General features: G+C 55.6%; 15 protein-coding genes and 1 pseudogene. 6 read left to right on the plus strand and 10 right to left on the minus strand.

Annotation, left to right across the window (positions count from 1 at the left end):
- The 4 genes from HMPREF1144_RS23520 to gabD form a co-directional block, all read right to left on the minus strand.
- Positions 1 to 555, minus strand: a complete 555-nt coding sequence (locus HMPREF1144_RS23520; protein ID WP_004847971.1) for a polysaccharide biosynthesis/export family protein — start codon at positions 553 to 555, stop codon at positions 1 to 3.
- Entirely contained in the window at positions 552 to 1,838 is a 1,287-nt protein-coding gene (locus tag HMPREF1144_RS23525; RefSeq protein ID WP_009654184.1) for an outer membrane beta-barrel protein, read from the minus strand. Before HMPREF1144_RS23525 ends, HMPREF1144_RS23520 begins: the two co-directional genes overlap by 4 nt.
- Positions 1,828 to 3,231, minus strand: coding sequence for an undecaprenyl-phosphate glucose phosphotransferase (locus HMPREF1144_RS23530; protein ID WP_009654190.1), 1,404 nt, complete (start codon positions 3,229 to 3,231; stop codon positions 1,828 to 1,830). Before HMPREF1144_RS23530 ends, HMPREF1144_RS23525 begins: the two co-directional genes overlap by 11 nt.
- A gap of 339 nt (positions 3,232 to 3,570) precedes the next feature.
- Entirely contained in the window at positions 3,571 to 5,019 is a 1,449-nt protein-coding gene (gene gabD / locus HMPREF1144_RS23535) for an NADP-dependent succinate-semialdehyde dehydrogenase (RefSeq protein WP_009654171.1), read from the minus strand.
- A gap of 255 nt (positions 5,020 to 5,274) precedes the next feature.
- On the opposite strand from gabD, the gene HMPREF1144_RS23540 reads away from it, so the two are divergent.
- A complete protein-coding gene (locus HMPREF1144_RS23540) occupies positions 5,275 to 5,526 on the plus strand; it encodes a zinc ribbon domain-containing protein (protein WP_004133790.1) in 252 nt (83 codons plus the stop codon).
- A gap of 40 nt (positions 5,527 to 5,566) precedes the next feature.
- Here HMPREF1144_RS23540 and foxA read toward each other — a convergent pair whose 3' ends face one another.
- From foxA to uxuA, 5 genes are all read right to left on the minus strand, one after another.
- Entirely contained in the window at positions 5,567 to 7,675 is a 2,109-nt protein-coding gene (gene foxA, locus HMPREF1144_RS23545; protein ID WP_085955006.1) for a ferrioxamine B receptor FoxA, read from the minus strand.
- Between the two features lie 121 nt (positions 7,676 to 7,796).
- Positions 7,797 to 8,789 carry a helix-turn-helix transcriptional regulator gene (locus HMPREF1144_RS23550; protein WP_032721281.1) on the minus strand — a complete coding sequence of 331 codons (993 nt, stop codon included), beginning with the start codon at positions 8,787 to 8,789 and terminating at the stop codon, positions 7,797 to 7,799.
- Between the two features lie 152 nt (positions 8,790 to 8,941).
- A complete protein-coding gene (uxuR, locus tag HMPREF1144_RS23555) occupies positions 8,942 to 9,718 on the minus strand; it encodes a Uxu operon transcriptional regulator (RefSeq protein WP_004847986.1) in 777 nt (258 codons plus the stop codon).
- A gap of 138 nt (positions 9,719 to 9,856) precedes the next feature.
- A complete protein-coding gene (locus HMPREF1144_RS23560) occupies positions 9,857 to 11,332 on the minus strand; it encodes a fructuronate reductase (RefSeq protein ID WP_009654193.1) in 1,476 nt (491 codons plus the stop codon).
- A gap of 73 nt (positions 11,333 to 11,405) precedes the next feature.
- Positions 11,406 to 12,590: a mannonate dehydratase gene (gene uxuA / locus HMPREF1144_RS23565; RefSeq protein WP_009654188.1), complete on the minus strand. Its 1,185-nt coding sequence runs from the start codon at positions 12,588 to 12,590 to the stop codon at positions 11,406 to 11,408.
- Between the two features lie 675 nt (positions 12,591 to 13,265).
- Here uxuA and HMPREF1144_RS23570 point away from each other — a divergent pair.
- From HMPREF1144_RS23570 to HMPREF1144_RS33770, 4 genes and pseudogenes are all read left to right on the plus strand, one after another.
- Positions 13,266 to 13,523 (plus strand): YjhX family toxin, encoded by a 258-nt coding sequence (locus tag HMPREF1144_RS23570; RefSeq protein WP_004110819.1) that lies wholly within the window; start codon positions 13,266 to 13,268, stop codon positions 13,521 to 13,523.
- Positions 13,524 to 13,533: 10 nt separating this feature from the next.
- Positions 13,534 to 14,085, plus strand: coding sequence for a GNAT family N-acetyltransferase (locus HMPREF1144_RS23575; protein ID WP_009654186.1), 552 nt, complete (start codon positions 13,534 to 13,536; stop codon positions 14,083 to 14,085).
- A 113-nt stretch (positions 14,086 to 14,198) separates the two neighbouring features.
- Positions 14,199 to 14,624: pseudogene (locus HMPREF1144_RS33765) on the plus strand (class I SAM-dependent methyltransferase); the annotation flags it as partial.
- A 360-nt stretch (positions 14,625 to 14,984) separates the two neighbouring features.
- Positions 14,985 to 15,731 carry an SAM-dependent methyltransferase gene (locus HMPREF1144_RS33770; protein ID WP_227500453.1) on the plus strand — a complete coding sequence of 249 codons (747 nt, stop codon included), beginning with the start codon at positions 14,985 to 14,987 and terminating at the stop codon, positions 15,729 to 15,731.
- A 217-nt stretch (positions 15,732 to 15,948) separates the two neighbouring features.
- Here the strand turns inward: HMPREF1144_RS33770 and HMPREF1144_RS23585 are convergent, their stop codons facing one another.
- Positions 15,949 to 16,836 (minus strand): DMT family transporter, encoded by an 888-nt coding sequence (locus tag HMPREF1144_RS23585; RefSeq protein WP_009654181.1) that lies wholly within the window; start codon positions 16,834 to 16,836, stop codon positions 15,949 to 15,951.
- Positions 16,837 to 16,955: 119 nt separating this feature from the next.
- On the opposite strand from HMPREF1144_RS23585, the gene gcvA reads away from it, so the two are divergent.
- Positions 16,956 to 17,864: a transcriptional regulator GcvA gene (gcvA, locus tag HMPREF1144_RS23590; RefSeq protein WP_009654176.1), complete on the plus strand. Its 909-nt coding sequence runs from the start codon at positions 16,956 to 16,958 to the stop codon at positions 17,862 to 17,864.
- Positions 17,865 to 17,904: the final 40 nt, after the last annotated feature.

Consider the following 17,904-nt stretch of genomic DNA (forward strand, 5'->3'; position numbering starts at 1 on the left):
TCAGAAGAAACTCATGCCAATGATGATGGTATCTCCGGCCTGTACGGCGGAGTCGGCGGCGACGTTTTCCAGCAGTTTACCGCTGCGAAACTGACGAATGCGGATGTCATGGCGATCGGCGCGATCGGTAAACCCGCCGGCCAGCGCAATGGCTTTTTCAGCGGTTAAGCCCGGTTCCCAGGCGTAACCGTCCGGTTTTTTGACTTCGCCTAACAGATAAATTTTACGGTATTCGGCAATGCTCACGGTCACCATTGGCGCCTGCAGATAGTTACCGCGCAGCTTATCGGCAATTTCGTTGCCGACCTGTTCAGGCGTTTTCCCTTTCAGCATCAGGGAGCCTATATAAGGATAATCAACGCTGCCGCTATTATCGATTTTTACGCGCATAGTGAGATCCTGCTCGCCGGAAACCGCGATATTGATCTCATCTCCCTGGTCCAGATGATAAACGGCATCCGGCGGCGTTCGGATTGTCTGCGGCGGCGCCGAACAGCCCGCCAGCCATAGCGCCAGAAGAGAAATCACCGCCCGTTTTCCATAGCTAAGGATCATATTTGTACCTGCGTCATAAAAATAATGGCCGAGTCGTTGTAGCCCAGCGTGCGCTCGACCTCATGGTCATAGTCCGGGCCAATATAAAAGGCATCTTTTTCTTTATTAGAATGCATCGTGTTCCATTGCAGCTTCAGCTGAAAATTAACGGATGGGCGGTAGTCGTAGTTGAAGGTGAGCGACACGAGGTTTGATCGATCTTTGCGTCCGTTAGTCTGGTGTTTGTAATCCTCTGTAATATAAGAGTAATCAACCAGAGTGGAGAACCTGTCGACCAGCCAGTGGTGCTCATAGCCCAGACCGAAATTTGATACCAGAATATAGCCGCCGGAGTCGGTGGGATCTTTTATTCGTTGTGAACTGTGTAGGTTGAGCTTTATCTGTTCAAGCGGTTTCCAGTCGGCGTTAATATCCCAGTTCAGGCCGTTGAACCCCTGCGAGTCGGGATTATGGATAAAATCTTTATACAACCAGGCGACGTTGCCGTTGATCTCGGTCTTGCCGGAAAGACGATTTTTCATGCCGACCAGCAGATAATATTCATTACTGTCTTTTAACGGGTTGAGCTCATAGCGACGCTGGTTGGTAATAAAACTGTAGCGATAGCGCAGCGTCTTGGCTTTTTGATCAAAAAGCTCGGCGACCAGGCTGTTTTCATGCCACTCCTGATCGTGCATGTAGTAATGAAAGTCGGCGCTGGCGTCCTCAATGCTGTCGAGATTGCGAAAGCGCAGCTGCTTATGCATTAGCGCAACTTCTGCTTTACCGCGCCCTTCCGGCGCCCCGTAGCTATAGCGCAGTTCACTGTTAAAGAAGCGCGTGGCGATGGGCTTATTAATGCCAAACTCTTTAAACTGCTCGGGGAGAAACCCCTCGGTGGTATCGCGGCCGCGCTCTTCATGGCCGAACGTTTCATCGAGATCCAACGACAGCCCGTGCATGCTGCCGAAGCGCCATTTGCCGTTAAACATAAAAAAATGGTTGTCGCGGTTATCTGCGCTATCGCTGGCGTAGCGGCGGTAATCGCCGGAGTACATCAATAAATAGCGGTCCTCGTAGCGCTCGCCGATGGCTTTGAAAATCGGCTTAACGCCTTGATAAGCTGAGCCTATTTCATTCCCGCCGTAGCGTTGCCAGGTCACGTTGTCATTGTAACCGACGTCATAACCCACCTGGCTCTCGAAATCGATGCCAGCCACACCGGTATGTGGTTTTGCCTGCAGGTCAGCCCATGCGTAAGGCATCGCCAGCAAACCTGCCAGGAAAGTGAGTTCAGAACGCATTCTTCCCCACAAATCCGCGGAAAAACGTTAAAAACACAATTTTAATGTCCAGCAGCAGCGACCACGACTGAATATATTCCAGATCGTACTGAATGCGTTTTTCCATTTTATCAATCGTGTCGGTTTCGCCGCGAAAACCGTGTATTTGCGCCAGCCCGGTAATGCCGGGCTTCACTTTATGGCGGATCATGTAATTTTCCACCAGCACGCGATACTGCTCATTATGCGCGACCGCGTGAGGGCGTGGGCCCACTATCGACATGGTTCCCTGCAGCACGTTAAAAAACTGCGGCAGTTCGTCAAGCGAGGTTTTACGTAAAAAGGCGCCGAAGCGGGTTATGCGCGGATCGTTACGCGTCGCCTGGGTCACTACCGCGCTGTTTTCCATCACGCGCATGGTTCTGAACTTCCAGACGGGGATCTGTTTACCGTTCAGGCCGTAACGGTTTTGTTTAAACAGCACCGGGCCCGGCGAAGTCAGCTTAATGCCGATCGCCACCGCCAGCATGACTGGCAGGCTGACCAGGGTAAAAAAAGCGCCAAGCACGATATCTTCGATACGCTTGAGTACTGCGCCTTCGCCTTCAAATGGTGAGGTAAAAATGCTGATCGTCTGAATATTGCCGAACATCCGCAGCTGAGAAATATGTGAGCTGTAGGAAAAGAGGTCCGGTACCAGAAACACATCTACGGTGGTGTCGGAAAATTCATTCAAGAACTGGCGAATACGCTGCTGGGCGACCATCGGCAGGGCAATATAGACTTCATCGATTTCTCCGGCTTTCGCCAGCGCCAGCAGGTCGCGCGAGTTGCCTTTTTTCTCAATGCTGAACAGGCGACTGTCGCGCTGCACGGCGCGGTCCTCAAAGAAGGTGATGTCAATCCCGTCGTGGGTATACTCCTTAAACAGCGCCTGCTCGATGGCCAGCCCGGCTGGCGTTATGCCTAAAATAGCCACCTTGAGTCTGGATTTGAAAAAATAGCGGCTGGAGATAACGCGAATCAGAAACATACTAATAAATATGGCAATCGAGCACAGCACAATAATTTCAGCTAATCGCACCGCGTTTGTGCTGGCGTGATTGTTCAGTAATACTTCGGCGCTTACAAACAATAAAAATGATAACAAGCCGCTTATGCTGACGCTGAAAAACAATTTAGTTAATTTTTTTAAATACTGGCCTTTAAATTGACCAGAATATAGCTGAAAGTGTTCATTGGCTCTGATAAAAATCAGTGAATATATTATGCCCAGGAACAGAGAGGCCGTTGAGGGTTCGACGAAAAAGTATTTTAAATAAGCGAAAATAAACAAGTTGACGGCAATAAAATCCAGTAGCTTCATCAGCTTACTATAGCGGGCGTTGTAAATTTTAATGGTGCTATCCGTCATCTTTTTGCTCGTTTTATAGTCAATAAAATGATGTCCTGTCCTTCTTTAAAGCTGAATTTATGTCTATGAATCTATTCAAAAATTAAGCTTTAGCTCGGCGTTGATTATTGTAGCCTACGATTAATCCTATGTCGAACCTGCCCCGGACTGAGAGGAGATAACTTTTCCTGACGGGCAATAATATTTTATCATTGCCTGAAGCATAAAAATGGCGGTTACGATTAAATAGGGGCGGAGAGAACCGGGCGGCAAACGAACGGCCATCATGACTACATTTCCTGGCCGATCCGCACTTGAGCGTTAAAAAATTCGCGCCAGCGGGGCTGGCGCGTTTATTGGTTAAATCCCAATGCACATGTATTTGATTTCTAAGTAATCATCGATGCCATACTTCGACCCTTCACGGCCGAGACCGGAAGATTTCACGCCGCCGAACGGGGCGACCTCGGTGGAGATCAGGCCGGTATTAATCCCAATAATGCCGTACTCCAGCGCTTCGCCGACGCGAAAGACGCGGCCCAGATCGCGAGCGTAGAAATAGGCCGCCAGGCCGAATTCGGTGTCGTTGGCCTGAGCAATAACATCCGCTTCATCTTTAAAGCGGAATAGCGGGGCGAGGGGGCCAAAGGTCTCTTCTTTCGCCACTTTGGCATTACCGGGGACGTCCACCAGAATCGTTGGCTGAAAGAAGTTTCCGCCGAGCTCATGAACTTTCCCGCCGGTTACTATCCGCGCGCCTTTGCCCAGCTCATCGGCGATATGCTCCTGCACTTTAGCGATCGCTTTCTCGTCAATCAGTGGCCCGATGGTGACGTTGGGCTGCAGGCCATCGCCGATTTGCAGCTTACTCACCGCCTGCTGAAGCTTTTCGGTGAAACGATCGTAGACGCCATCCTGGACGTACAGGCGGTTGGCGCAGACGCAGGTCTGCCCGGCGTTGCGAAACTTGGAGGCCAGCGCGCCTTCGACGGCTTTATCCAGATCGGCGTCATCAAAAACGATAAACGGCGCGTTGCCGCCGAGCTCCAGCGAGACCTTCTTGATATCTTTCGCGCACTGTTCCATCAGCTGGCGGCCAATTTCCGTCGAGCCGGTAAAGGAGAGTTTGCGCACCAGCGGGTTGCCGGTGAGCTCACCGCCGACCTCGCTGGCCGAACCGGTAACGACGTTAAATACCCCTTCGGGGATCCCGGCGCGGTTGGCGAGCTCCGCCAGCGCCAGCGCGGAGAACGGGGTCTGGCTGGCGGGCTTGAGCACCATCGTGCAGCCAGCGGCCAGCGCCGGGCCCGCTTTACGGGTGATCATCGCCGAGGGGAAATTCCACGGGGTGATAGCGGCGGTCACGCCTATCGGCTGCTTAATCACCAGCAGCCGCTTATCGGCCTGATGGCCGGGAATGGTATCGCCGTAGATGCGTTTGCCCTCTTCGGCAAACCACTCGATAAAGGAGGCGGCGTAGCTAATTTCGCCTTTTGCTTCCGCCAGCGGTTTCCCCTGTTCCAGCGTCATCAGGCGCGCCAAATCGTCCTGATGTTCCATCATCAGCTCAAACCAGCGGCGCAGGATACTGGAGCGTTCTTTGGCGGTAAGGGCGCGCCATGCGGGCAGCGCGCCGGCGGCGGCATCGATAGCCTCGCGGGTTTCTGCGGCGCCCATTTTGGGCACGTTGCCCAGCTGCTGGCCGTTGGCGGGGTTCGTGACCGCGAGGGTCTCTTTGCTGCTGGCGTCGCGCCAGCGTCCATTAATCATTGCCTGCTGGCGAAAAAGGGTAGGGTCGTTAAGTTGCATGGTTACGTCCTGTCCTAATCTGTTTTAGTAGTGAATGTGTCCGGCTCGGCGGGGGCTGCCATCGATTGATACTCGCGGCAGACCCAGCGGTATCAAACATCTGTCCCTGTCTAGTGTAGTCGAACGCGTTCAGGAAGCCGGGGGTTCTACGGCTGCAATAACCATATTTAATTTACGGTTATTTGAACTGGCGGTACGTTATTGTGCAAAAAATGCGGTATTTTTTATGCTCAACTGGCAAGAAAGGAGCGCTCTATGTCACAGCAAGAAAGGTTTTGTCAGGCCTGTGGAATGCCGATGTCCGCCGAAGGTGCGAAAAGCGCAAGCGACGATTATTGCGCCTGGTGCTGCGATAGCGAGGGGAAGCTTAAGTCCTGGGAGGATGCCGTTTCCGGCCTGGCCGAGTACCTCGATTCCTGGCAGAAGGTCGGGCCCGTGGAATCACGCAAGCGGGCGATGCGTTATTTAACCGCCATGCCCGCGTGGGCCCATAAAGCGGAAGATTAATCGGCTGCCCGGAGCCAATAACTCCGGGCTTTTAACGTTATCAGAACTTCCAGGAGACGCTGCCGACGATGCTGCGCTCCGCGCCAAAGTAGCAGTAGGAGAGCGAGTTACAGGCGGCAATGTAGCTCTTGTCGGTCAGGTTATTGACGTTCAGCTGGGCGCTGAGGCCTTTAATTCCCACTTTCGACAGGTCATAGCCGATCGTCATATCCACCAGCGTCCAGGACGGTAGAGTGTGCGTATTCAGGCGGTCGCTGGTAATGCCGTTGACGTAGCGCACGCCTGAACCCAGCGTCAGGCCATCCAGCGGGCCGCTTTTCACATCATAGCTCAGCCAGGCGCTGGCCTGATTGCGCGGCGCGTAGACGGCGCGCTTGCCTTGCTCTTCCGGGCTGCTTTTCTTATAGCGAATGTCGGTCCAGGTATAGGCGGCCTGCAGGCGGAAGCTGTCCGTTAGCTGGCTGATCGCCTCCAGCTCCACCCCTTTCGACTCAATTTCACCAATCGAACGATACGGATCGGTCGGTTCTTCTTTGGTGGCGATATTGGTCTGATTGATGCGGAATACCGAGGCGCTGAACTGGCTGTTCATTCCTTCCGGCTCATACTTCAGCCCGGCCTCCCACTGCTTGCCTTTCATCGGATCCAGCACGTTGCCGTTTTCGTCGGCGAAGCTGGTGGGCGTAAAGGCGGTGGAGTAGCTGATGTACGGGGCAAACCCGTTATCGAACAGATACAGCAGCGCGGCGCGGGTGCTGAAGTTGTTCTTATCCAGATCGCTGCGCGTTTGATTAAGCTTATCGATGTTGGAGACGCTGACCTGGTCATAGCGTCCGCCGAGGGTGAAGCGCCAGCGCTCCCAGGACATTTGATCCTGTAAATAGTAGCCGGTCTGGCGCAGCTTGTGCTTCTCGCGGCTGTACATGGTGATGTAATCCGGCTTCGCGCCGTAGACCGGATTAAAAGCGTCGATGGCCGGGAATGCGCCATAGTAGCCGGTGGTGTCGTTGCTGCGGTCCTGATAGTCGATCCCTATCAGCAGGCGATGGTTAACGGCCCAGGTATCGACGCTGCCGTCGAGCTGGTTATCGAGGGTGATGGCGTTCATCTTTTCGTCCGAGCCGGAATAGCCGCGGTTCAGCTCGGTTTCGTTCAGCCAGCCCGCGGCATAAACCTGATTCAGCTCGACTTTGGTATGCAGGTAGCGCAGCTTCTGCCGCACCGACCAGCCGTTATCAAACAGATGCTCGAAGTTGTAGCCGACCATATTTTCGCGGCGATCGTACTTGTCGTAGTCATCTTCTCCCTCGAAGAAGGTGTTAGCGATTTTCTTGCCGTAGTGCGGCACCACGGTACCTTCATAGGGGAGGCCCGAGTGGCTGCCGCCCTCCGGGTCGCGATGCAGATAGGCCATTAAATCAAGGCGCGTCTGGTCGGTGATGCGCCAGGTCAGGCTGGGCATAATCGCGTAGCGCTGCTCTTTTAAGGTATCAAACTGCGAGTCCGCATAGCGGGTCATGCCGCTTAAGCGCGCCGCCACGCGATCGTTATCGTCCAGCGCCCCGGTAACGTCAAACGCTGCCCCGCGCTGGTTGTTATTCCCGGCAAACAGCTTAATTTCTCCGCCGGGATCGAATGAGGGTTTACGCGAGGTGAGGGCGACGATGCCGCCGGGTGAAGAGCGGCCGTACAGCACCGAGGCCGGGCCGCGCACCACTTCGATATTTTCCAGGAACCACGGATCGACCACCAGCGAGCTGTGCGAGTTGGTATCGCCCATCATTTTCAGGCCGTCGAGATAGACGTTATCCAGGCTGCCGTCGGAGAAGCCGCGCAGGACGATATAGTCAAAGCGGTTGGAGGCGCCAATCTGGTTGCTGTAAACCCCGGGGGTATAGCTCACGGCCTGGCGGACGCTGATCGCGCCCTGTTCTTCAAACTGCTCGCGCGTGATAATAGACACCGATTGCGGGGTCTCTATATCCGGGGTGGCAATTTTGGTCGCGCCGCTCTGCATCTGCGAAGTGACCACGATGGTTTCGTTTTTTGTTGTTTCCTGGGCCAGCAGCGGGAAGGCGACGCCGCCGGTCACCCATCCTACCAGTAGCGCCAGGCGAGTTTTCGCAAACATGAACATCTCCAAAGGCATTTCTAATTGTTAATAAGAATTATTACCTTTTTGATGCTCTCTATAGCTATGCGCAATGCCAGGATACGTATGCGCGCTGCCAAAGACGCTGACTATTTTTCGCAAAAACGGGAAAAATAGATTAGCCCGGCTTTTGCACATCGCAGGGCGAGATGCCGTAGCGCCGACGAAAAGCCGTAGAGAAGTTGGTGGCGTGCTGGTAGCCCGACATCCAGGCCGCCTGCTGCACGCTATAGCCCTCCAGCAGATAGCCTCTTGCCCGCGCCAGGCGGCAGTCGCGCAGGTAGTCAAAAACCGAACAGCCGTATGCCTGGCGAAATTTGCTGCGCAAGCTGCTGGAGCTCATCGCCGCCCGCTGGGCCAGCTCATTGAGGGTGTAGTCGTTTTCCGGCGACTGCTCCAGCAGGCGGCGAACTCTCTCCAGCCGCTGCTGTTCGCCGCCCGCCGGGGCGACGTGCTTCGCGCTTTCATCCTGACAGACGCTCAGTCCATGGCCGAATAGCTGCAGGATAAGCCCTTCCAGCATCAGCTGTCGGGACACGCGACTCAGCGCGCTCTGCTGCGCGTACTGCAGTCCGCTCAGCAGAAAACCCGGTATCTGCCAGATAAGCGTTGGCGTCTGGCACCTTTCCCACTCGCGCATCAATGAATCGAGCAGGCCATCGCGCCAGGTGCCGTCCGGGTAGAGTCCGAGGGAGAGCGTACGGAGCCGGCTGTCGGCATCGTGGCGGGCGCGCATGGCCTGATGTTCGCTAAGGCGCGAGGTGAAGGCCATCCCGGAACGCACCAGGTGCTGCTCCCCGTTGAGGGTCAGCGCGACGCAGCCTTCCAGCACCACCAGCATATAGAGCGGGCTACTGTGGCGGGAGGTGGTCTCATAAGGCTGCAATACGTGAACATCAGAATGGGTGACGCACATGCCGCAGGGCAGGGTCATCTCTTCCACTTCTCCCCGCAGCACCGGGCTGGTGTGTGAAGGCTCCGGCTTTTGCAGCAGCTGCGGGAAGCGGTAGTCGATACCGTATCGTTCACCAAACGCCATAAACTCGCTGACGGAGAAGGTTTTCCTCAGCGCCTGGCGGGCGGGTTCGTTCTGCGTAGTTGTCTTGTTCATGCGGTTTTCGGCACCGGAGAGGGCGTCATCGGATGACGTCACCTTATCACTGCGCGGGCAGGGCGACAATAAAGATGAGAATCATTATCAACTTTTGCGCTGTGGCACAGAAGGCGCGCGGACGGCCGCTATCCGTGCGCCAGCGGCAGGGATCAGGCGTCTGCGTTGTCCAGCGGCCAGGAGTCGAACAGGTAGCCGTCGAAGTAGATATCATCGACGTTGGAGAACTCCAGCAGGCGGCGTTTGACGTTTTCCAGATGCTGCCACATGGCAAGCTTGGCCGCCCGGGCGTCTTTTTTGATTAGGGCGGCGAGGATCCGTTTATGATCCACCAGCCACTCCTGGCGGTAGTGGGTATCGCCGAGATGGCGATGCAGCTGGATCCACATGGGGTTATTTTCCCGCCATTGCCATGACTGCCTGAACAGCTCGACCAGCATACTGTTGTGGGTCGCTTCGGCAATGGCCAGATGAAACTGCATATCGCCGCTTTCGGAGCCGCCCGGCGCGCTGCTGGCCAGCTCGCGCTCCTCCAGCTGCAAAGCCTGGCGCATTTTGATGATATCTTCCCGGGTTGCCTGCAGGGCGGCAAATTCGGCGATATTGCTCTCCAGCAGCTGGCGGGCCTGCAGCAGTTCAAACGGACCGGCATCATTGCAATGATTGATGTCCGCGCTCTCCGCCGCGCCTTCTCCGACGGCGTTATCGAGCACGTAGATCCCGGCGCCGCGGCGCACTTCGACCAGCCCTTTAATCTCCAGCATGATCAGCGCCTCGCGGACCACGGTGCGGGTCACGTCCAGCATCTCGGCGATTTCGCGTTCCGGCGGTAAGCGATCGCCGGGGTTATAGGGCGTCTGGACGATCAAATTGCGGATCAACGCGCCGACTTCCTGATAGGGTCTGTGCTGAGAAGTTTGTGATTTCATGATGTTATGCTGTGAGATGCGATAGCCCGGTGGCTGACTATAGCATCTGGCCAGGGGGTTGGCACCTCCCCGTGCGCGGAGAGTGGGAAAACGGGTCAACCACATTGGTGTGCAGTTGACCCGTAGCAGGACAGAGCGTTACAGGCCGCCGCCGAGCGCCGCAACGCACTCGCGGGCACCGCGTTCGCACAGCGCGTGGTAAGCCTGCGTCACCGCCGCAATAAAATCGCTATTGTCCGGCAGATCGTGGGCAAAAATTCCGCTTAACGCCAGCAGCGCGGCGACGCGTTCTGCACCCCGATAACGCTGGTTGATCTGTTGGATCTCCGCCAGCAGCGGGTCGACGACATCAATAGGCTGCCCCCGCTCGTCGATGCCCTGGGTATAGCGCATCCAGCCCGCCACGCCGAGCGCCAGATGGCGCCAGCTGCTGCCGTTTTGCAGATGCAGACGGATGGGATCCAGCAGGCGCTGCGGCAGCTTCTGGCTACCGTCCATGGCGATCTGCCAGGTACGATGGCGCAGCGACGGGTTGCTGAAACGGGCAATAAGCAGCGTGGCGTAGGCCTGGAGATCGGTGCCTTCCGGCATGGAAAGCGTCGGCGCCTGCTCCTGCATCATCAGGGCGAAAGCCGCTTCGCGATAGGCCGGGTTGGTCATGGTATCGGCGATGGTTTCATAGCCGCCGAGATAGCCAAGATACGCCAGGAAGGAGTGGCTGCCGTTGAGCATCCGCAGCTTCATCATTTCAAACGGCACGACGTCTTCAACAAACTGCGCGCCGACTTTATCCCACGCCGGGCGGCCGCTGACGAAGCTATCTTCAATCACCCACTGGCGGAACGGTTCGCAGGCGATGGCGCACGGATCGTAGACCCCAAGCTGGTCGGCAATCTCCTGCAGCGTTTCCGGCGTCGCCGCGGGTACGATGCGGTCAACCATGGTGCACGGGAAGGTGGCATGGGCTTCAATCCATGCCGCCAGCAGCGGGTCGCGCGCCTGGGCCAGGCCAAGCACCGCCACTTTCGCCACGTGGCCATTCTCGCGGACGTTATCGCAGGACATCACCGTAAAGGCCTCAAGCCCCTGCTCACGGCGCAGGCGCAGCGCTTCGACGATATAACCTATGGCGGATTTCGGCGTCTCCGGGTTGGCGAGGTCGTGTTGAATCAGCGGGTTGTTGAGATCGAGCTGGCCGCTGGCCGCATCGGTGCAGTAGCCTTTTTCAGTGACCGTCAGGGAGACGATTGCCGTGTGCGGACGCGTCATGGCGCGCAGAATGCCGTCACAGCCGTCGATTTCCGGATGCAGTGCCTCTTTCATCGAACCGATAATTTTCAGCGCGGTGCTGTCAGCGCCTTTTTCCGCCACCGTGTAGAGCAGCTGCTGATTTTTCAGTTGTTCAATCAGAACGCGGTCGTTGCCCGGCATCAGGTTGACTTCGCAGATGCCCCAGTCGCTGTCGCTGGTTTCCAGCAGATGATGGGTATAAAGCGCCTGATGTGCGCGGTGAAATGCGCCGCAGCCCAGGTGAACGATGCGGGATTCCAGGCGAGAACGATCCCATGCGGGGCGCGTCACCGGCAGGTTGCTGTCGGCAATGGTTGCAGTCATAGCAAACTCCAGAGTGGGCCGCAAAAGGCGGCCGAAGAGGTAAAGGCGGGACGTCGGCCCCGCCAGTCAGGAATTAGCGGCTAAAAAAAGCGCGCTGAATCGCCAGCTCGACGCCGCGAACTTCAGCCAGCCCTTTCAGGCGACCAATCGCGGAATAGCCGGGGTTGGTTTTCTTTTTCAGATCGTCGAGCATCTGGTGGCCGTGGTCAGGACGCATAGGGATAAGATCCTCTTTGCCTTCCGCTTTACGGCGGTGCTCTTCTTCAACAATCGCTTTCACCACTTCGTACATGTCCACGTCGCCGTGCAGGTGAGCGGCTTCGTGGAACGTTTTCGGGTTCTCTTCGCGCAGCGTAGAGCGCAGATGGGTGAAGTAAATGCGCGGGCCGAACTGCTTAATCATATCCACCAGATCGTTGTCGGCGCGGACCCCGTAGGAGCCGGTGCACATGGTAAAGCCGTTAGCCATACTGTTCACCGTGTCGACCATCCACTGCATATCTTCGATGGTCGAGACGATGCGCGGCAGGCCGAGAATCGGGCGCGGCGGATCGTCCGGGTGTACCGCCATACGCACGCCAACCTCTTCGGCGACGGGGATAATCGCTTTCAGGAAGACGGCGAAATTCTCGCGCAGCGCGGCTTTATCAATATCTTTATAGGTGGCAAGGTGCTGGCGGAACTGGTCGAGGGTATATCCCTCTTCCGCGCCCGGCAGACCGGCGATAATGTTGCGGGTCAGGCGCGCTTTATCTTCATCGCTCATGGTGGCGAAACGCTGATTCGCCTGAGCGACCTCTTCGGCGTTATAGTCCGCTTCCGCGCCCGGGCGCTTGAGGATATGCAGTTCAAAGGCGGCGAATTCAATTTGATCGAAACGCAGGGCTTTGGAGCCATCCGGCAGGACGTATTCTAGATCGGTACGGGTCCAGTCGAGGACCGGCATAAAGTTGTAGCACACGGTACGGATGCCGCACTGGGCCAGATTGCGCAGGCTCTGCTGGTAGTTAGCGATCCACTTCGCGTAGTTGCCGGTATGGGTTTTGATCTCTTCGTGAATCGGTACGCTTTCGACCACCGACCATACCAGCCCGGCGGCTTCCACGATGGCTTTACGCTTGAGGATTTCGTCAACCGTCCACACTTCACCGTTCGGGATATGGTGCAGGGCGGTAACCACTCCGGTCGCGCCCGCCTGACGGACGTCAGCTAAAGTGACCGGATCGTTAGGGCCATACCAGCGCCATGTCTGTTCCATGCTTAACCTCTTTCACGTTATTGACCTGCTTCAGGCCGCTGCTTTGATGGTAGCGTCGGTTCCGGTCAACCATCGTAACGGAGGGGAAACCAGACGATATGGCGTATAAATTCCTCCAATTGGTCGAACATGTCAACCATGAATGGCAAATTGGTAAACCAAAGTGTGACGGAGATGCGCGAAAGGGAGGAAACGTTAAACAGGGCGGCATTGATAAACCGCCACGGGGCGCGGGCGGATTCTGCTGGCGTTAGCGTTAAGCAATTTTCATGTACTTCAAGAGATTACTCACAACCGGGGAAGTGGAATTCTTCATGGGCATAGGGTCAGCGCGCGGCGGGTAGCGTCGTGTTGCGAAATGGTTAACCAATGTGCCAAACCTATCGACCAGAAGAAGGGAGGCGGTCATTGATGCCGGCCGGAGCGCGTACGGACTCGCAGCAGATCACACTTTTTGATTATTACGATTTCCATATAAAAACTACGTGTTATCATTCCGCTGGTAAATACCTTTTCAACTCTCACCGAGGCTTTGATGCTGGAGAATGTCATCATCAGATAATCAGCTTCCCGACCTTTTCAGGCCGGACTGGTTATCGCTGCGCTTAAACCTTACGCGAACACCTGCGGGTGTTGGCTCGTTTTTACGCATGATGATTAACAGGTTTCTTCAGTATGAATCTATCCCGTCAGGAACAACGTACCTTACACGTTCTCGCTAAAGGTGGCCGGATCGCGCACATCCGCGATGCATCAGGCCGCGTCACCTCTGTTGAATGCTACAGCCGCGAAGGGCTCCTGCTCAGCGACTGTACGCTCGCCGTTTTCAAAAAACTCAAAACCAAAAAGCTGATTAAGTCCGTCAACGGACAGCCCTACCGCATCAATACCACCGGGCTGAATAACGTCCGCGCACAGCTGGACAATCGTTAAGGAGCCTCTGATGACAAACCATAGCTTCACTTTTCATGTCGCCTCTGAAGGCGATACCGATGACATTCTCGACGTCGAAACCCGGGCTTTCGGCTACAGCAAAGAGGCCAGGCTGGTGGCCGATTTGCTCAACGATGAGAGCGCCTGCCCGACGTTATCGCTGCTGGCCAGGCATAACGGAGAGGCGGTTGGGCATATTTTATTCACCCGGGCGACGTTCAAAGGGGAGCCGGACTCGCCGATGATGCACATCCTTGCTCCCCTGGCGGTGGTGCCGGAATACCAGGGCGTTGGCGTTGGCGGAGAGCTTATCCGGCACGGCATTGAGCAGTTGAAAGCAATGGGAAGCCAGATGGTAATTGTTCTGGGCCACGCCGCTTACTACCCCAGGCACGGGTTTGAGCCATGCGCGGGAGATAAAGGCTATCCGGCGCCTTATCCGATTCCCGAGGCGCATAAAGCCTGCTGGATGCTGCAGCCGATTTCGTCTCAGCCGCTGGGACGAACGGGCCAGATACAGTGCGCCCGGGCGTTAATGAAACCCGAGCACTGGCGCGAGTAATCAATAAGGAGATGATGATGACTATTGGCACGATTATTACAGGTTCCAGGCATATCGCGTTGTCATCCCGGGAGCGCAAAATCCCCTGGGATGAACCGGCTTTTAGCCAGCGCATGCTGGAAAACCATCTGTCGCAGGAGCACGACTGGGCCAGCCGCAGGCGGGCGGTTATCGAACAACAGGTCGCGTGGATTGCCGGACAGCTACCCGCCGGCGCGCGCATTCTGGACCTCGGCTGCGGGCCAGGCTTTTACACCCGCCTGCTGGCGGAGCGCGGCTTTTACTGTACGGGCGTGGATTTTTCGCCGGCGTCGATCGCCTGGGCCCGGCAGCAGGCGCAGGCGGCCGGGCTGGATATTGCCTATCACCAGCAGGACGTTCGCGACTACGCGCCGGAAACCCAGTTTGATTTCATTATGATGACCTTCGGTGAACTGAACGTGTTCAGCGCGGCTGAGGCCCGCTCGCTGGTTCATCGCTGCGCGCAGTGGCTGGTTCCGTGGGGAAAGCTGCTCATCGAGGTTCATACCTATGCTGAAGTTAAACGTCAGGGAATGGCCGATCCCGGCTGGCAGCGCTGTCCGCAGGGGCTGTTTCTTGATGTTCCGCACCTGCTGCTGACGGAGCACGCCTGGGATCCGGCGGCGCAAACCAGCTCCACGCGGTTTATGGCGATTGAAGAGAGCGGCAAGGTGACGCGCTTCGGCAGCCGGATGACCGCCTGGCACGATGACGCTTATCTCGACCTGCTGCGCACGGCGGGTTTGACCACCATTACCCGCCCGGATGAGGCGGAATGGCCGGTCAGCGAAACCTTTACCGGCAAGCTGTACGCGCTGCTGGCCGAAAAAAACGTTCCCGATTCTCTTTCCGCAAAACCCATAAAAGGAATTCAACCATTGGATATCCCACGTATTTTCACCATTAGTGAAAGCGCTCACCGCATCCATAACCCGTTTACGCCGGAAAAATATGCCGCCCTTGGCCGCGTGCTGAGAATGAAGGCCGGAACCCGGATACTCGACCTTGGCAGCGGATCGGGGGAGATGCTCTGTACCTGGGCGCGCGATCACGGCATTCGCGGCATCGGCGTCGACATGAGCGCGCTGTTCAGCGAGCAGGCTAAGCTGCGGGCAGAAGAGCTCGGCGTTGCCGACCGCGTGACGTTTATTCACCAGGACGCCGCCGGTTATGTGGCCGGGGAAAAATGCGACATCGCCGCCTGCGTGGGCGCGACCTGGATCGCCGGCGGCGTCGCCGGGACTATCGAGCTGCTGAGCAAAAGCCTCAAGCCCGGCGGTATGCTGCTGATCGGCGAACCGTACTGGCGCCAGGTACCGGCAACGGAAGAGATAGCACAGGCCTGTGGCGCCTCTTCGCTCGCCGACTTTCTGACGCTTGCCGATCTGGTCTCCTCTTACGATGCGCTTGGCTATGACCTCGTCGAAATGGTGCTGGCGGACCAGGAAGGTTGGGACCGCTACGAAGCGGCGAAATGGCTCACCATGCGCCGTTGGTTAGAGGAAAACCCCGATGATGATTTTGTGCCAGAAGTCCGGGCGGAGCTGACGATGGCGCCAAAACGCCATGCGACTTATACGCGTGAATACTTTGGCTGGGGCGTATTTGCGTTAATCAAGCGGTAGTTGAAATACCTGGCATAGCAGGAAGGCTATGCCGGGATCAGGGTGGGGGCAGAACCGAAGGAACGGGTGCCCCTGGGTGTTCTCTTGTCAGTTTACGCTTTGCCCTGGACAGCAGCCTGTTAGCGGCGAACTGGCCATATTCATTACGTTTTCAGGATAATTTCTTGGGGATTTCTGGCACTGAAAGCGCGTCAATTTGATTCTGCGTACTCCGCCGCTAATTATTTTTTTCCGGGCTCACAACCATCCAGACAGCTATACCTATAATGAGCGCCCCGATAACAAAACCATTGTTAACGGTTTCGTTCAGTACCATGTATCCCCATAGCACGCCAAATGGAGGAATTAAAAAGGTCACTGTGAGTGAACGTAAGGGGCCGATATCAGCGATAAGCCGGAAATAGAGTATGTAGGCAAATGCGGTACAGATCGCTCCCGCGGCAATGACGCTTATCCATGCCTCTTGCTGTAACCAGTTAACGGTCGGTCCACTATGGGGGCTCCATATAAAAAAGGGTAGCAAAAAAAAGGACGCACCTATCTGACTACCGAAGGCCACGATTTTAGGATCGAGTCCACCTTTATTTGAAATCCAGCTACGCGTCAGAAAACCGGCGATCGCATAGCAACTGGTCGCGATGAGGCAGGCAATAACGCCGGCAATTGGTTTCTCCGCTGACAGGGGTTCACCAATTGTGGTGATCGTGATGATCCCGACAACGCCCAGGAGCATGCCAGCCCATTTTCTGAAGGTTAATTTCTCTGCAAAAAATGCAAACCCAACCAGTGCCCCCATCAACGGCGTTGTTGCATTCAGAATGGCTGAATACCCTGCCGGTAACCATTTGGCGGCCAGGCAATACATCAGGAAGGGTAATCCAGAATTAATGACGCCAAGAATCACAGAGGACTTAAATTTATCTTTAAAGTCAAAAGAAGATTTAAAGATAAATAAAATAACCGCGAGTCCTGTGAAACCAAAAAAGACGCGCAAAAAAGCAGTGTTAATAGCGCCAAACTGCGGTACGGCTATACGCATAAAGAGAAAACTCGCGCCCCAGATAGCGGCGAGCAACAATAACCGAAGATAATCAGCAATGCGCATAGCGGTTCCTTTTATTTGAATGAGAAGTAACAACGCAACTGTGAAACAGGGCGGGCGTACTGACAAACAAGATTTTTGTTTATACTTAAGCTTTTCTAATTCATGAAGTCGTGTAGCCGATGAAAATGCCACCTTTACATGCGCTTATGTGCTTTGAGTCTGCGGCAAGGCTGATGAGTATGAAAGCGGCTGCCGATGAGTTATGCGTGACATCCAGCGCGGTCAGCCAACAGATTGCTAAGCTGGAAAGCATGACGAACAGCCGGTTGTTCATCCGTAGTCCTCGCCGTCTCGAACTGACAGCCGAAGGCCGCATCTACCTGCGGGCGATAAGGCCAGCTTTCAATCAGATAGCAGAAGCAACACAGCGCTTAATGAATGAAGGAAAGGCAAACAAAGTGACGGTCAGTTGCACAAGTGGTTTTGCCATCCAATGGCTCCTGCCGCGGCTGCCTGCATTTGAAAAAGCCAACGCGGGCGTGGAAGTGCAAATCAGTACAACCAACAGGCAGGTTGATTTACTGTCTGAAGGGATTGATTTCGCCATCCGACACGGGGCTGGTGACTATCCCGGGTTGGAGTCTGAGTGCCTGATAAACGATAAACTACTCCCGGTCTGTAGCCCCCGGTTAATTGCATCAGAAGACGAGCTCTCATCACCGGGCGATATGGCTGAATACACGCTGCTGCACGATGAACACCGGCTGGACTGGGCTCTCTGGTTTCGTGCTCTGGGTATTAGCGATCTGAAGACAGACACGGGGCCCGTTTTCATTGATTCCAACGGCGTGATTGAGGCCGCAATCGCGGGCAAAGGTATCGCGCTCGTGCGCAGTTCTCTTATTTGTGAAGAACTGAAGAGTGGTTTGCTGATTAACCCGCTAAAAATACCGGTTGATACGCCGATTGCGTACTATCTGGTGTACGATGAGTCCGCGGTCTTGCAGAAGATATGCCGGCGTTTCCGTGACTGGATAACCACGACCGCGACCAAAGAATTTCCCGCGATAGACAAGAGGGCTAAATAAAGAAGCTGACTCCAGTTCTGTCCGTACTCCTTCTGAATCC

It is taken from the genome of Klebsiella sp. OBRC7 (assembly GCF_000293135.1).
GTDB classification, from domain to species: domain Bacteria; phylum Pseudomonadota; class Gammaproteobacteria; order Enterobacterales; family Enterobacteriaceae; genus Klebsiella; species Klebsiella michiganensis.

Bases quoted from the DNA above. Each gene is read 5' to 3' on its own strand.
- HMPREF1144_RS23550 (WP_032721281.1), bottom strand. From the start codon at position 8,789: ATGAACAAGACAACTACGCAGAACGAACCCGCCCGCCAGGCGCTGAGG.
- HMPREF1144_RS23575 (WP_009654186.1), top strand. From the start codon at position 13,534: ATGACAAACCATAGCTTCACTTTTCATGTCGCCTCTGAAGGCGATACC.
- HMPREF1144_RS23585 (WP_009654181.1), bottom strand. From the start codon at position 16,836: ATGCGCATTGCTGATTATCTTCGGTTATTGTTGCTCGCCGCTATCTGG.
- HMPREF1144_RS23540 (WP_004133790.1), top strand. From the start codon at position 5,275: ATGTCACAGCAAGAAAGGTTTTGTCAGGCCTGTGGAATGCCGATGTCC.
- uxuR (WP_004847986.1), bottom strand. From the start codon at position 9,718: ATGAAATCACAAACTTCTCAGCACAGACCCTATCAGGAAGTCGGCGCG.
- HMPREF1144_RS23560 (WP_009654193.1), bottom strand. From the start codon at position 11,332: ATGACTGCAACCATTGCCGACAGCAACCTGCCGGTGACGCGCCCCGCA.
- foxA (WP_085955006.1), bottom strand. From the start codon at position 7,675: ATGCCTTTGGAGATGTTCATGTTTGCGAAAACTCGCCTGGCGCTACTG.
- HMPREF1144_RS23530 (WP_009654190.1), bottom strand. From the start codon at position 3,231: ATGACGGATAGCACCATTAAAATTTACAACGCCCGCTATAGTAAGCTG.
- uxuA (WP_009654188.1), bottom strand. From the start codon at position 12,590: ATGGAACAGACATGGCGCTGGTATGGCCCTAACGATCCGGTCACTTTA.
- HMPREF1144_RS23570 (WP_004110819.1), top strand. From the start codon at position 13,266: ATGAATCTATCCCGTCAGGAACAACGTACCTTACACGTTCTCGCTAAA.
- HMPREF1144_RS23520 (WP_004847971.1), bottom strand. From the start codon at position 555: ATGATCCTTAGCTATGGAAAACGGGCGGTGATTTCTCTTCTGGCGCTA.
- HMPREF1144_RS23525 (WP_009654184.1), bottom strand. From the start codon at position 1,838: ATGCGTTCTGAACTCACTTTCCTGGCAGGTTTGCTGGCGATGCCTTAC.
- gcvA (WP_009654176.1), top strand. From the start codon at position 16,956: ATGAAAATGCCACCTTTACATGCGCTTATGTGCTTTGAGTCTGCGGCA.
- gabD (WP_009654171.1), bottom strand. From the start codon at position 5,019: ATGCAACTTAACGACCCTACCCTTTTTCGCCAGCAGGCAATGATTAAT.